The 13452-nt window shown below is 63.5% G+C and carries 13 protein-coding genes and 1 pseudogene; 2 read left to right on the top strand and 12 right to left on the bottom strand.

Annotation, left to right across the window (positions count from 1 at the left end; all coding sequences use genetic code 11):
• The first annotated feature begins 140 nt into the window (after positions 1–140).
• Together AC3EML_RS18055 and AC3EML_RS18050 are read left to right on the top strand one after the other, a co-directional pair.
• Positions 141–347, top strand: coding sequence for a hypothetical protein (locus AC3EML_RS18055; protein WP_023673164.1), 207 nt, complete (start codon positions 141–143; stop codon positions 345–347).
• 317 nt (positions 348–664) lie between these two features.
• The gene (locus AC3EML_RS18050) at positions 665–838 is read left to right on the top strand and encodes a DUF3606 domain-containing protein (protein ID WP_023689424.1); all 174 of its coding nucleotides are present in this window, start codon (positions 665–667) and stop codon (positions 836–838) included.
• 993 nt (positions 839–1831) lie between these two features.
• On the opposite strand, the pseudogene AC3EML_RS18045 reads toward AC3EML_RS18050, so the two are convergent.
• From AC3EML_RS18045 to AC3EML_RS17990, 12 genes and pseudogenes are all read right to left on the bottom strand, one after another.
• Positions 1832–2124: pseudogene (locus AC3EML_RS18045) on the bottom strand (Rieske 2Fe-2S domain-containing protein).
• Positions 2125–2151: 27 nt separating this feature from the next.
• On the bottom strand, positions 2152–3246 hold the full coding sequence (locus AC3EML_RS18040; RefSeq protein WP_023685252.1) for a fatty acid desaturase family protein: 1095 nt from the start codon (positions 3244–3246) through the stop codon (positions 2152–2154).
• Positions 3247–3364: 118 nt separating this feature from the next.
• The gene (locus AC3EML_RS18035) at positions 3365–4540 is read right to left on the bottom strand and encodes an aldose 1-epimerase family protein (RefSeq protein WP_023673170.1); all 1176 of its coding nucleotides are present in this window, start codon (positions 4538–4540) and stop codon (positions 3365–3367) included.
• On the bottom strand, positions 4534–5331 hold the full coding sequence (locus AC3EML_RS18030; protein ID WP_023689425.1) for an ATP-binding cassette domain-containing protein: 798 nt from the start codon (positions 5329–5331) through the stop codon (positions 4534–4536). Before AC3EML_RS18030 ends, AC3EML_RS18035 begins: the two co-directional genes overlap by 7 nt.
• Entirely contained in the window at positions 5328–6332 is a 1005-nt protein-coding gene (locus AC3EML_RS18025) for an ABC transporter permease (RefSeq protein WP_050586906.1), read from the bottom strand. Before AC3EML_RS18025 ends, AC3EML_RS18030 begins: the two co-directional genes overlap by 4 nt.
• Positions 6333–6393: 61 nt before the next feature.
• Positions 6394–7335 (bottom strand): sugar ABC transporter substrate-binding protein, encoded by a 942-nt coding sequence (locus AC3EML_RS18020; RefSeq protein WP_023689426.1) that lies wholly within the window; start codon positions 7333–7335, stop codon positions 6394–6396.
• A gap of 55 nt (positions 7336–7390) precedes the next feature.
• A complete protein-coding gene (locus AC3EML_RS18015) occupies positions 7391–8305 on the bottom strand; it encodes a sugar phosphate isomerase/epimerase family protein (RefSeq protein WP_023689427.1) in 915 nt (304 codons plus the stop codon).
• Between the two features lie 26 nt (positions 8306–8331).
• The gene (locus AC3EML_RS18010; RefSeq protein WP_286456739.1) at positions 8332–9429 is read right to left on the bottom strand and encodes a Gfo/Idh/MocA family protein; all 1098 of its coding nucleotides are present in this window, start codon (positions 9427–9429) and stop codon (positions 8332–8334) included.
• A gap of 35 nt (positions 9430–9464) precedes the next feature.
• Positions 9465–10526, bottom strand: coding sequence for an ABC transporter ATP-binding protein (locus tag AC3EML_RS18005; RefSeq protein ID WP_352521851.1), 1062 nt, complete (start codon positions 10524–10526; stop codon positions 9465–9467).
• Position 10527: 1 nt separating this feature from the next.
• Positions 10528–11619 (bottom strand): ABC transporter ATP-binding protein, encoded by a 1092-nt coding sequence (locus tag AC3EML_RS18000; RefSeq protein WP_352521850.1) that lies wholly within the window; start codon positions 11617–11619, stop codon positions 10528–10530.
• The gene (locus tag AC3EML_RS17995; protein WP_352521849.1) at positions 11616–12572 is read right to left on the bottom strand and encodes a carbohydrate ABC transporter permease; all 957 of its coding nucleotides are present in this window, start codon (positions 12570–12572) and stop codon (positions 11616–11618) included. Before AC3EML_RS17995 ends, AC3EML_RS18000 begins: the two co-directional genes overlap by 4 nt.
• Positions 12569–13429 (bottom strand): carbohydrate ABC transporter permease, encoded by an 861-nt coding sequence (locus AC3EML_RS17990; protein ID WP_023689431.1) that lies wholly within the window; start codon positions 13427–13429, stop codon positions 12569–12571. Before AC3EML_RS17990 ends, AC3EML_RS17995 begins: the two co-directional genes overlap by 4 nt.
• Between the last annotated feature and the right edge of the window lie 23 nt (positions 13430–13452).

Genomic DNA, 13452 nt, shown 5'->3' with positions numbered 1-13452 from the left:
CCCGGGGTAAATCAGCCAGCCCCACCGCCGTCTGTTTTTGGCGGCATGCATGATGGCGTTCGCCGCCATCTCTTAACCAATGTGAATGCTGTTGCTCCGCAGCCACGCTACGAGATCCTGTCCGAAGCGGAGGCAGGCAGATGCCACTGGAATCCCTGATCGATCAATATGTGAGCAGCCGCAAGCGGCGGGGTCTTTTGTCGATACGGCACGCTCTCGAGGCGTTGAAAGAGGCCGTTCCGGCGCTGTCGATCGGCGAAAGCCATCTTGTCAATATGATCGCCGAGCGAGCGCTTGCCTTTGGCCTCGCCATCCACTTCGATCATTCCGGCGAGAATGCCGGGTAAGACATCCACGAGCGTCTGCTGATGCTACAGGACGAGGAACTCGGTGTTCGCGTAGCTTCATTGCCTGGTGGGCGGATCTTTCCGAGGCTGCTCCCATCCGTGTTCTGGGCGGGTGGTTAAAGTCGCCGAAGCGATGCCACGGCGTGCACCGAGCCCACCCCGGCGTTGGACAAGCTCCCCCAGCTTTCGCCAGTTGGAGCTTTCGTCTACTCGCAGCAGCCCTAGCGAGGCTCGATCAGCCTCCGCGTTGGGCGGTCTCGGGTTTTGCTCCAAGGGGGCGGTTCGGGCCGGCGAATTGAGGTTGAAAGGAGAAGATGATGACGGACAACAAAACCGAGCGTGATTTTCGCGACAGGAACCGGGTCTCGTCCAACGAACGCAACGAATTCTTCCATTTTGCCCAGCAGAACGGCATCACGCCTGAGCAGGTGATGGAGCTCATCAAAGCCGCCGGGAATGACCGCGCCTCGTTGCGGCTGCGAAGGAATTGAAATCAGTTTCCCGGGGCGGCTCGCTTACGGCATGAAGCCTCGCTGCCGAGGAGAACCTTGAGCCGTGGTGAGAATTTGAGTGTAGCATCATCCTGACGCACACGCGGAGCAGGTCGAGCGTGAAAGTGAAAATTGTACCCCTGCCCAACATGCGGCAAGCGCTGGAGGTTCGAGGCTGCGCAGATCGGCTATGGTCACCCCGAACCATAATCCACTCCAACCCGAGTCCTGGACGCACGGCGTGGCACCGAGCCTACTTCCTGCCGTCGTTCAATAATAATCCCGCGCCGCAGTCAGCCAGCGAGATCACCGTCGTCTGCCGGACGCGTGTCGGCTTCCAAACTGACAACGCACAGCCTTTGTAGCGACGCTTTCCAGCCACGTTCACCTGCGCAGCTTTGCCGCGCTCGCTGCGCACCAATAAATTCCATCTCCTTCCCTCACACTGATCTTGTTCAGGCGGTCGTTTTGCCGCTGCGGTAGGCGCTGTCCTTCCGCTTCGATCGCGGTAGCGCCCAGTATCAACGCTGCCAGATCAAACCGCACAATCAGCACCTCAAAGCTGATCAGCAGAAGCAGCAGTGAATCAGGACCTCGTCGATCAGGGTCAAAGGGCCAAGCACATATGTCTGGGCACGGTGACCGTGGCATAGCCGGCGCTGCAATGACGGCGTCGGTGCCCGTCTTGTGGAGCCGGAAAGCCCAACTTAGAAAACAGTCGGCGGTGCCGATCTCGAAGAAATTCTAGCCCGGCACGGTGAACAGGCTGGGGGCCGCATCGCGATCTAGGGTTCAGCACAACTCCGGCGGCATCGAGACGATCGACCTCAGCCCGGTCGGCGGCCCTCGGCCACGTCCATGACCAGCACGCGCAGCATGGTCAGCTGGCGCTTACCCTCCATGGCGCGCCCGTCGGCGACGGTCTGTCTCTTTCGGCTCAGGAAAACGTCACTCTGAGTTTGCTAAACGCGGTGCTGGACCGGTTACCACGCGTCAGATCTGGATCATCACCTTGCCGGCCTCGATTCTCATCGGATAGATCGCGAGCTTGACGCAGACCGGCGCGCCCTTGACCTGGCCGGTCGCAGAGCGGCCAATGTGCTTCAAGGCATTCGATGACGTCGTCGATCACCAGCCCTTCGGCTAGATGCGCCTTCTCATGGGTCCAATATCCGTCGGTGGCGAAGAGCTCGTCATCGGGCGAGCGGCAAACCGCGAGGATCGAAGCAGATGACATCCTCTTCCTCGATGTCATCGACCGCGCACGCTTCAATCCAGTCGGCCATCTCCGGCTCCCGCACCATCCGCTATGGCTATTCAGCCGCCGCCGACATATCCACCTGGTGAAATTCGCCGCGATAGGGTCTGGCTGTCGGCGGCAATTCGCGCTTGAGATAAAAATCCTCGTACCGCAGCTGCTTCAGCAGCACCGGCCAGACCTCGCGATAGGCATGCCACATCGACGGGTTCGCTACCGGCAGGTCGTGCTTGATCAGCTCGTGCAGCCTCGGCAGCGCATGATAGGGCACCATCGGGAACATGTGGTGTTCGACGTGATAATTCATGTTCCAGTAGATGAAGCGGCTGACCGGGTTCATGTAGACGGTGCGGGTGTTCAGCCGATGGTCGACCACGTTGTCGGCCAGGCCGATATGCTGCAGCAACCCTGTCAGCACCATGTGCCAGCTGCCATAGAGGCGCGGCAGGCCGATCAGCACCAGCGGCAGCAGCGACCACGTGAACAGCGCCAGCCCGACTGTCGCCGCATAGATGGCGACATGCCAGCGCGCAGCGATCACCGCCTTGTGCTGCTCCATCTCGGGGATATAGCTCTTCTCTTCATCGGACAGCTTGCCGAACGCCTGGCGCACCAGCGCCGGCAGCGAATAGCGGAAATCGAGAATACCGGTGAAGGCGAGCGCCGCCCGCAGCAGATCTGGGGGGCGCATGACGGCGATTTCGGCATCGCGGCCGACGATGATGGTATCGGTGTGATGGCGGGCATGGCTCCAGCGCCATTGCACGGGGTTGCGCATCAGCATGAAGCTTGAGATCTGGTAGACGACATCGTTCATCCAGCGCGTCCGGAACGCGGTACCGTGGCCGCATTCGTGCCAGCGCGAGTCGCTGGACGAGCCGTAAAGCACGCCATAGACGAACAGGAACGGCACCACCCACCACGTGGCCCAGAACCATACGATGCCGGCGGCCGACACCAGGATCGCGGCGACCCAGATGATCGTGTCGCGGATCGCCGGCCCGTCGGAGCGTTGCATCAACTCCTTGATCGCCTTGCGCGGGACATCGGTGTGATACCATTCGGCCGAAGCCAATCCGGTCTCAATGGCGCGCTTGGTGCTTTCACCGACCAGGCTGTAGTCGCGCTTCCTGCTTGCCGTCATCGTCATCTCCGCTTTCCCGCCTGCGCTCCGCAAGGGCCGCCTGGGGCCGGCCGGGCCGCGCCTGCTTCCGTATTCCGGCGCACTTCCCGCCCGCCGCGGCAACCGATCGTGCGTTTCAAGCCGGTCACGCCTGCAGTCTCGCAAAAGCGCCCGACGGCGCAGGGTAATCCTGTTGCGGCTGCCGGGCGATCGACCCTATCCTCGCTTCCGCTTGGGCGATCTGGCCGGCACCGTCGAGCACCCGGAACACGGCGTCATAGGAGCGGCTTTCGCCATGGTCCAGCCAGATCATCTCGCCCCGTTCGCGCGCGGCGAGATTGCCCAGAACATGATGCGTCGAAGGTTCGATTCCCAAGGCATATAGGCCGGCCTGGAAGTTCTGCCACTGATAGGTGCAGGGCAGCTGATCCTTGCGGGTAACGACCTCGAAGCCGAGGCCCAGGTGGTCATTGACGACGGCCACCGGCACCTCGCCCGCCGCATCGGAGCCAAGCTCGTGCTCCCAGACCTGCTCGCTGAACCCCAGCTGCGGCGCCGGCACGGTTCGGTAGCCGACTTTCTGCGCCTCGTAGCGTTCGCCGGCGTGCGCCGCCCAGACGACATCCCGGATCGGCGCCAGGTAGCGCGAACCCTCGTCGAGCAAGGGATGGCTGACATTGACGTGATAGAAATACATATGCGGCGTGCGGCTGAAACCGTGATTGACGACGCGGTCCGACAGGCGGATCTCGCTGCCGCCGACATCGGCCTCGATGCGGCGCAGCAAATGGAGATCCTCGCCGAACACGGTTGCCTGCTGGACGATGCCTTCCGCCCACAGCACGCAGCGGTCGCCGTCCCAGGCCTCGCCGTAGCCGGTCAGCCGCGCCGGCACGGTGCCGATGCGGCCATGCAGCGAGTGCAATACCCGCTTGCGCCCGGGATAATTGTAGCTTTCGGCCGGCACGTCTTGCCGGCCCAGTATATGATCGAGGCCGCAGGTGACGAGCAGCCCCGAGAACGACCGGCCAAAGGCGAAACCGTCCTCCCCTTCATGCTCGTGCAGTCCGGGGTGGCGAAAGCCGCTCGGCGAATGCCAGCCGATCGCCTGGCCCCGGAAGTCGCAATCGGCGATATCAAGCGCCCGGTCGACCAGCGCCGTGAAGCGCAGGCCGGAGCCGGTGCGGAACTCGAGCATCCGGATGCCGCGCTCCACGCCGTCGCCGAGCGTCATAAGCCGCACACCGGCAAACTGCGACAGCATGCCGGACCGCTCGGCCACCTGCCTTCGCGACAGCGTCTTGCCGTAAAGCTCTACCATGCGACGTCCTTCACTTTGCCCGCCTCCTTGAGCAAGGCCGACATGTCGGCGCCGGTGATGATGCTTTCCACCGTCAACAGGTCGGTGTCGGCGACCGTCTGTTCCGCGACGATTTCGCCGCGGCGCATGACGATGATGCGGTCGGCGACCTGGAACACGTGGTGGATGTTGTGGGTGATGAGCAGCACCGAGTGGCCGGCGTCGCGCACCTCCTTGACGAAGCGCAGCACGCCGTGGGTTTCCTCGACGCCAAGATTGTTGGTCGGCTCGTCGAGTATGATCACCTTGGCGGCGAACTGCATGGCGCGCGAGATCGCGATCGATTGCCGCTCACCGCCCGAGAGCGTGCTCACCAGTGCATCGGCATCGAGCTTTTTCGAAATGCCGACCCGCTTCAGCAGCGCCGAGGCGGCGTTGCGAAGCTTGGCGAGGTCGAGGGGCGCGAACACGCCGAGCCAGCCGAAATTGACCGGCTCCCGACCCAAGAAAAGATTGCGCGCGATGCTGAGGTCCGGCGCGAGCGATGTGTCCTGATGGATAGTCTCGATGCCGAGGTCCATCGCGTCGCGCGTCGAGCGGATCGACGCCTTCTCGCCGCGCACGAAGATGTCGCCGTGGTCGGCCGGGAAGACGCCGGAGATCGCTTTGATCAGCGTCGACTTGCCGGCGCCATTGTCGCCAAGCAGGGCAACCACCTCGCCTTCGTTGAGGGTGAACGAGGCGTTCTTCAGCGCACGCACGTTGCCGAAGGACTTTTGCAGGTCTTGCAGACGCAGCACTTCCATCGTCAGCTCCTTGCGGCGTTCTTCTGCAGCAAAGCGTGCAGGATGAGCATGGCGAGGATGATGACGCCGACGAAGATGTTGTATGCCAAGCCCGGCACGCCGATCAGCACGATGCCGTTGCGGATGGCGCGCAGCATCAGCGCGCCGACGATGGTGCCGAGGATGGTGCCGCGCCCCCCAGTGAGCGCCGTGCCGCCGACCACCACCATGGCGATCACTTCGAGTTCGTAGCCGGTGCCGGCCACCGGCGAGGCGGCCGAAATCCGGAACGCGCTGATCATGCCGGCCAGCCCGGCCACCACCGAGGTCAGGATGAACAGCCAGATCTTGACCGCGTCGGCCGGCACGCCGCGCGCCACCGCTGCGTTGCGGTTGCTGCCGATGGCGCTGATCCAGTTGCCGAGCTTGGCGTAGCGCAGGATGTAAATCGCCAGCAGCGACAGGCCGATGAACCACCAGAGCGAGGTGTAGAACCGGAACGAGCCTACATTGAAGCTGCCGGCAAGCAGCGTGACGAAGAAGCCGGGCTGGTCCCACGACTTCAGGGGGAATCCCTGCGTGATGTAGAGCGCCGCGCCGCGCACGACGAGCAGCATCGACAGCGTGACCAGGAAGGAGGAAATGCCGATCTTGGTGACGATCAGCCCGTTGATGGCGCCGATCGCGATGCACAGCACAAGCCCGGCCAGGAGGGCGACGCCGATGTCGATACCGCCATTCTGCACCAGCAGCATCACCACGACGGGCGCAAGGCCGAACACGGCGCCGACCGATAGATCGAACTCGCCCGCCGTCAGCAGCAGCGTCATGCCGAGAGCGATGATGCCGAGCTCGGGCAGGAACGCCATCATGTTGGATATGTTGAGCGGCGACAGGAAGTTGCCGTCGGCGATGGCGAACACCACGAGCAGCACGATGAGGATGATGAGCGAGGAGAATTGCGGCGAACGCAGCAGCGCAGACCTGCCCTTCGCTCGCTGCGTGTCGTCGTCTGCTGTGATTGCCATATCTGTCAGGACCATGCGTTTCGTCCGGCGCCCGCCATTTCGGGGCGGGCGCCGATTGTCGTCACTTGTTGTAGAGTTTCAGGATCGGCTCGACGCTCGAGGCGTCGTAGAGGCTGAATGTGTGAATGTCGTAGCCGATCGGCTCGCCAGAGGCCGCTAGCCCGAGCAGCGCCACCGGCATGAAGCCCTGCGCCGACGGGTACTGCCAGGCCGCAGCATTGACGAAGCCGGACTTGACCGCCTCGGCCGTCTCCTTTGAGTTGCCCCAGCCGACGACCGGGACCTTGCCGGCCGACACACCGGCCCCGTCGAAGACGCGTTTGATGCTTGCTGCCACGGAATCGCCCAGTGCAATGATTGCCGGCGGATTGTTGGCGACCATGTAGTCGGTCATCTTGGCGATGATGCCGGCCGGGTCGGTGCCGCAATCGACCACGTCGTACTTGATGCCGAGCGGATCGAAGACGCTGGCGATGCCCTCGGTCTCGAGCTGCTGGTAGCTGGCGCCCGGCACTTCGACCGGCAGGAACACCTTGTCGCCCTGCTTCACCATCTTGTGGTCGACGAGATACTTGGCCCAGATGACGCCCGCTTCCCTGAGGTCGGCCCCGACATAGGCCTGCCGCCCGGTCGCCGGATCGTCGGTGTTGAAGAACACGATCGGGATGCCGGCGGCCTTGGCGGCCTTCACCTCCTCCGTCCACAGGCCGGGCTGAGCCGAGGTGGTGGCGATGCCGTCCGGCTTGGCGGCGAGCGCCGAGTTGAAAGCCTCCTTCTGCGCCGCCATGTCGCCGCCGCTGAACGAGATCTTGCAGGTCACCTTGAGCTGGTCGCAGGCCTTGGTTGCGCCGGCATTCCAGTCGATCCAGAACGCGTCCGAAGGGCCACCATGCGACAGCAGATAGAAGGTCTTCTGGCCGTCCTGCGCGAATGCCGGCAGGCTCAAGGAGACCCCGGCCACCAGCGTTGCCGCAGCAGCCACTTTCAATGCGAATTTCAACATTCATTCCTCCCTTGGTTGGAGTTGCGCCGCCATGCGCCGGCGGCGCAACCGGCGCTCACAGGCCGTTGGCGCGGAACTTCCCGTCGAGGAATTTCTTCGCGCGCGGCACGTCGTCTTCCGAGAGATGCTCGATGATGACCGGGATGTTTGGGTGCTTTTCCGCCAGCCGCTGCAGATAGAGATCGTAATTCAGCGACCCCAGCCCGGGCGCCGGCAGCTCGATCTCGCCGACGCCGCGGAAGGTGTGGCTCTCCATCGCATCCTCGTCGCCGATGTCGGCATGCTTTTCCGACTTGTCGCTGCCCGAACGCTTGACGTCCTTGGCATGCGCGATCTTGATCTTGTCGGTCAGCGTATCGAACACCTGGTTCAGGATCTGGTCCATCCTGTCGATGTTGTGGGTTTCGAAATAGTTGGTCGGATCCATCAGCAGGCCGAGGCCCGGATGGTCGACCTGGGCGAACATCTTCACCGTCTCCTCGACCGAGCCCACGACGTTGTTGACGTAGGTCTCGAGGAGGAAGACCGCGCCATGGTCATAGGCGGTCTGGGCAAGCTCGGCGATCACCTTGCGGCATTCCTCGAATCCTTCCTCGGTCTTGTTCTTGGGATGATGGACCCAGTCGGATTCGGTGTTGTAGGTGCCGGTCTCGGAGATCACGTAGGGCGAGCCGAAGCTGCGGGCGTTGCGGATGATCTCCTTGAGATAGCCGACGCGCTTGTCGCGCTCGGCCTTGTCGGGATGGATGATGTTGGTGTAGCCCGACACGCAGCAGATCGGCAGGTTGTTGTCGCGGAAGACGTCGCGCACCTGCTTGGCCTTTTCCTCAGTGATCTGCCCGGCCGACAGATCGATATCCCTAAAATGCAGGTCGAGCTGCACCGTGTTGAAACCGAGCCCGCGGATCTTCTTCGCCGTCTCTTCGAGGCCGTACGGGAAATAGCCCGTGAAAATACCTGCCTGCATCATGATGTGAATTCCTCCCTGTAAGCGATTCAGTTGGCTGATTTTATCGAGATTTCGGAAAGCTTGACGGTGCGGCCTTGCGCCATCGAGCGATAGCCGGCCTCGACCAGCGCCATCGTCTTGACGTTGTCGGCCACCGATAATGCCGGCGGCGCGCCTGTCTTTACCGCATGCTGCAGTTGCTCCATGACGCCGATGAAGGCATGCGGGAACCACATCGTGTCCCAGCTCGGGCTGACCCATTCGCCGCCGGTCGTCTCGGTCGAGGCATAGGTCAGCGTCGAGGCCACGCCTTTCGGCCAGCCGATCGTGCCTTTGGCGACACCCTTGGTGCCGTCGACGCGCCAGTTGATGTGCTGGTCGTCCAGATAGCCCTCCTGGCGCGGTCCGGACCAGACATCCTCCAGCGACACGGCGAGCACGCCGGAGGGAAAGCGCAGCGTCGAGACGGTGATGCCGTCGCTATGCTCGAACGCCGTGCGCGGGTCCTTGCGTGTCAGCGTGGTGATTTCCGAGGGATCGCCGAACAGGAATCGCAGCACGTCGAGATGATGCACGCTCATATTGGCGAGCGTCAGCCGGTCGTAATCCTGAAGGAAAGTCTGCCAGTGCGGGATCGCATGCATGTCGATCTGCGCGAAGACGATGTCGCCCAGGGCGCCGCTGTCGATGATCTGCTTCAGCACGCGCATCGACTGGTCGTAGCGCATGTTCTGGTTGACCGAGAGGATCTTGCCTGACTTAGCTGCCTCGTCGCGCAGCTTCACGGCTTTATCGACCGACAGCGCCAGTGGCTTCTGCGCCAGGATCGCCTTGATGTGAGGCTGCTTCAGCGCATGGCGGATCAGCGCCGGCTGCAGATCGGGCGGAAACGCCAGGTCGACGATCTCGATCTCGGGATTCTCGATCAGCTGTTCCGGTGTGTCGTGGACGGTCGGGATGTCCCAACGCGCGGCGACCTTCTGCGCATTGGAACGGGTGCGCGAGGCGATCGCCACCACGTTGAACCCCGCTTCGCGATAGGCGGCAAGATGGCATTCGGCCATGATCATGCCAGCGCCGATGCAGCCGATACGGTATTCTTTCGTGCGGACCTTCACGTCCGGCTCGAAGCCTTCGCTCGCCATGTCTTCCTCCCGCAATTCTGTTTTCGCAGCCGCGATCATCTCGCCAACGCGCCTCCGTCCTGCCCGAAATAATGCACCCGGGCCGGCTCGCAGGATATCGCTACCACCGCATCCGGCCTGATGTCGGGCTGGCCGCGCAGCAGCGCCTTCAGCCGCGCCTCTCCGGCGGCGAGCGTTACCACCGTGTAGCCGCCAAGGGGCTCGACCTCGAATACGCGCGCCGGGCGGCCAGCGCCCCCTTCGACCCAGGGCCGGACCTTGATGTCCTCCGGCCTGAGCCCGATTTCGATCGCGTCGGCCGGAGCAGCGCGATCGTCGATGCTGACCGTGCCTTCGGCGGCCTCGAGGCCATCTTCGCCGCAAACGGATTTGAGGATGTTCATCATCGGCGAACCAAGCAGTCGCGCCACATAGGTGTTCGCCGGGCGGTCGTAGATCTCGGACGGGGCGCCGATCTGTCGGATCCTGCCATTCTCCAGAATCGCGATGCGGTCGGCGATCGACATCGCCTCTTCCTGGTCATGGGTGACGTAGATCAGCGTCTTGCCGAGTTCGCGCTGGATGCGCTTGAGCTCGACGCGCGTTTCCTCGCGCAGCCGCGCATCGAGCGCAGAGATCGGGTCGTCCATCAGATAGGCGTTCGGGTCGCGCACCAGGGCGCGGGCTATGGCCACGCGTTGCCGCTCGCCACCGGAAAGCTGCGCCGGCGGCTTGTGCAGAATATGGCCGATGTGGAGCTTGGCGGCCACATCGGCGACACGCTTCTCGATCTGGGCCTCGGCGACCTTGCGCTCGACCAGCGGGAAACGCACATTTTCGCGCGCGCTCATATGGGGGAACAGCGCCAGGTTCTGGAACACCATGGCGACATTGCGCTCGGCCGGCGAGACGGTGTTGACCGGTTTGCCGCCGATCAGGATCTCTCCGGCGTCAGGCGTCTCCAGCCCGAGCACCAGGCGCAGGATTGTCGATTTGCCCGACAGCGGCGGCCCGAAGAAGCAGAAGAATTCGTTGTCATTGACGGTGAACGAGGCGTCGTCGACCGCGAGCGTCGTGCCGTAACGCTTGCTGACATTGCGAAAGACGATATCGGCCATGTCAACCTGCCTTCATCGCAATGCCGCTGCGGGCATCGAAGACACGCACGGACGATGCCACGGGGGCGACGACGGCAAGCTCGCCGATCGACAGTCCGACAGCATTGTCGAACACCGCCTTCACGGCGGTCTCGCCATCGCCGAGATGGACGATGGTCCTCGCGCCGATCCGCTCGACGAAGCTCACCGGCATGGCGAGGCCCTGCCCGCTCTGCACCAGCGACACCTGTTCGGGCCGGAAGCCGTAAAGCACCTCAGAGCGCGATCCGCGCAAGGTGGCGGCCAGCGCATCCGGCAGCGTCGGCGTGACCCCCAGTGGCCCGAGATCGACCACCAGGCCCCGGTCGCTCTCCGCCGGCCTTCCCTTCAGCAGGTTCATGCCCGGAGCGCCGATGAAGCGGGCGACGAAGACATTGGCTGGATTGTTGTAGACTTCCAGCGGCGTTCCCACCTGCTGCAGCACGCCGTGATCCATGACGGCAATGCGGTCGGCCATGGTCATGGCCTCGAGCTGGTCATGGGTGACGTAGACCATCGTCTGCCTGAACTGGCGCTGCAGCTGCTTGAGCTCGGTCCGCATCACCGCCCGGAAGGCGGCGTCGACATTGGACAGCGGCTCGTCGAGCAGAAAGATCGCCGGCTCCATGATTGCCGAGCGCCCGATCGCCACCCGCTGCAGGATGTTGACCGAGAGCCGGTCGGCCTTGCGGTCGAGCAGCGGCGTCAACTGCAGCAGCTCGGCGATGGCGCCGACGCGGCGGTCGATCTCGGCTGTCGCCGCACCGCGCATCCGCGGGCCGTAGGCAAGGTTCTGGCGCACCGTCATGTGGGTGAAGATGGCGTAGTTCTGGAAAACGAAGCCGACGCCGCGGCGGCCCATGGGCACGCCGGCCATGTCGCGCTCGCCGAACAGGATCTTGCCGCTGGTCGGCTCTTCCATGCCGGCGATCATGTTCATCGTCGTCGACTTGCCGCAGCCCGAAGGCCCGAGGAGCGCCATGAACTCGCCATCGGCGACATCGAGATCCATGGTCTTCAGCGCCGTGAACTCGCCAAAGGTCTTGACCAGGTTGCGCAGCTGGATCGCGCTCATGCCGGCACCAGCCTTGCCCGCGCCATGCGCTTCATGGCCAATACCGCAACGATCGAAAGCACGACAAGGATGGCCAGCGCGATCGCCGCCACATAGCCCCAGATCAGGTCCTGCGTCGTGACCTTGTAGATGTAGACGGAGATCGTCTCCGTGGCGATGCCGGGGCCGCCGCCGGTCATGATGTAGAGCGTGTCGAAGATCTTGAAGTTCTCGATGACGCGGATCGCCAGCGCGATGATGATGATCGTCTTCATCTTCGGCAGCACGATGGTGACGAAGCGCTGCCACGGGTTGGCGCCGAGCAGGGTCGCCGCCTTGATCTGGTCCTGCGGCACGCCGACCAGGCCGGCAAGCAGGATCAGGAACATCAGCGGCGTCCACTGCCAGATATCGGCGATGATCACCGCGATCAGCGCCAGTGTGGGGTCAGACAGCCAGGCGATGGTGACGCGTGAACCGCTGAGTGCCGACAGGATGTCGTTCAGCGGCCCGCCCGACTGGAACAGCATGAAGAACATGTAGCCGGCCACCGCCGGAACCACCATCATCGGCATCAGCAGGATCGAATAGAAGACCCGCTTGCCCGGAAAATCGTCCGCGAACAGCGTCGCCAATGCCAGGCCAAGCAGGAATTCGACAGGCACGCACACGACCATGACGATAGCCGTGCGCCTCAGCGCGCTCCAGAAGCGCGCATCGGCGGCAAGGTCGGTGTAGTTGGCGAAGCTGTTCCACATCTCCCATGCGTTCCACCAGCCCAGGCCGGAGAGGGGCGACCAGTCGGTGACGCTGATGTAGAGCTGCATCAGCAGCGGGAAGGCGGAGATGAAGAGCACCAGGATCTGCGCCGGCAGCGTCAGCCGGAATCCCAGCCGCACTCCCTCGTCCCGCAGCGCGGGCTTGCCAAGCGCGGCCTTTGCGTCCTTTGAGACAGTCACGGTCACCGCGCTCATTGCTTGAGCGCGCCGAACGTCAGCCCGCGCACCAGATGGCGCTGGATGGCAATGCCCATGATGACCGGCGGCACCGCGGCCATAAGACCGAGCGCGGCCTTGGCGCCATAGAGCTGCCCGGTCATCGAGGAGGACAGCGAGGCCATGTAGACGGGGATCGTCACCCATTCACGCGTCGTCAGGAGCAGCGCGATCAAATAGTCCGACCAGTTGAGGATGAAGACGAAGAGGGCGGCGCTGGCCAGCGGTGCGCGCATCATCGGCAGCGTGATGCGCGTGAAGACGCGCAGCCGCGAACAACCTTCGACAAGCGCCGCTTCCTCGATCTCGCGCGGCATGTCGTCGAAGAAGGTCTTCATGAGCCAGAAAGCGAACGGCAGGGTGACGATGCCGTAGATCAGGGCCAGGCCAAACCAGCTGTCGGTGAAGTTCAGGAAGGCCCACATGATCATGACCGGGATCATCACCGCCATTGGCGGAAACAGCCTGAGCTGGATCAGCGCCAGCGGCAGGTTCTGGCCGGAGCCGAAACGCGACAGCCCGTAGGCCGCAGCCGTGCCCGCCGACATTGCGATCGCCGTGCCGAACACCGAAGACAGCAGCGACGACAGGATCGGCTTCAGCGCGGTGCGGTCGAGCGCCACGATCAGATTGTTGTTGGACTCGCCGAAGACGAACTGGAAATTGCCGAGCGTCGGGTTCTTCGGCCACCATGTCAGGTCGGCGCCGGTCGCCGACCATTCGGCGATCGGCTTGAAGGCCATCGACACCATCCACAGGATCGGTACCAGCGTCACCGCCATCGCCGCGAAGATCGCGGCGTAGCGGAATATCTCGAAGGGGACGGAACGCTTCATCTGGCTGCTTTGCTGGTGGCGTT

It is taken from the genome of Mesorhizobium sp. P170090 (genome assembly GCF_057786115.1).
This window is presented reverse-complemented; position numbering and strand designations above follow the sequence as displayed.

Coding starts and splice junctions, on each gene's coding strand:
- AC3EML_RS18055 (WP_023673164.1), top strand. CDS start 141: ATGCCACTGGAATCCCTGATCGATCAATATGTGAGCAGCCGCAAGCGG.
- AC3EML_RS18050 (WP_023689424.1), top strand. CDS start 665: ATGACGGACAACAAAACCGAGCGTGATTTTCGCGACAGGAACCGGGTC.
- AC3EML_RS18040 (WP_023685252.1), bottom strand. CDS start 3,246: ATGACGATGACGGCAAGCAGGAAGCGCGACTACAGCCTGGTCGGTGAA.
- AC3EML_RS18035 (WP_023673170.1), bottom strand. CDS start 4,540: ATGGTAGAGCTTTACGGCAAGACGCTGTCGCGAAGGCAGGTGGCCGAG.
- AC3EML_RS18025 (WP_050586906.1), bottom strand. CDS start 6,332: ATGGCAATCACAGCAGACGACGACACGCAGCGAGCGAAGGGCAGGTCT.
- AC3EML_RS18020 (WP_023689426.1), bottom strand. CDS start 7,335: ATGTTGAAATTCGCATTGAAAGTGGCTGCTGCGGCAACGCTGGTGGCC.
- AC3EML_RS18015 (WP_023689427.1), bottom strand. CDS start 8,305: ATGATGCAGGCAGGTATTTTCACGGGCTATTTCCCGTACGGCCTCGAA.
- AC3EML_RS18010 (WP_286456739.1), bottom strand. CDS start 9,429: ATGGCGAGCGAAGGCTTCGAGCCGGACGTGAAGGTCCGCACGAAAGAA.
- AC3EML_RS18005 (WP_352521851.1), bottom strand. CDS start 10,526: ATGGCCGATATCGTCTTTCGCAATGTCAGCAAGCGTTACGGCACGACG.
- AC3EML_RS18000 (WP_352521850.1), bottom strand. CDS start 11,619: ATGAGCGCGATCCAGCTGCGCAACCTGGTCAAGACCTTTGGCGAGTTC.
- AC3EML_RS17995 (WP_352521849.1), bottom strand. CDS start 12,572: ATGAGCGCGGTGACCGTGACTGTCTCAAAGGACGCAAAGGCCGCGCTT.
- AC3EML_RS17990 (WP_023689431.1), bottom strand. CDS start 13,429: ATGAAGCGTTCCGTCCCCTTCGAGATATTCCGCTACGCCGCGATCTTC.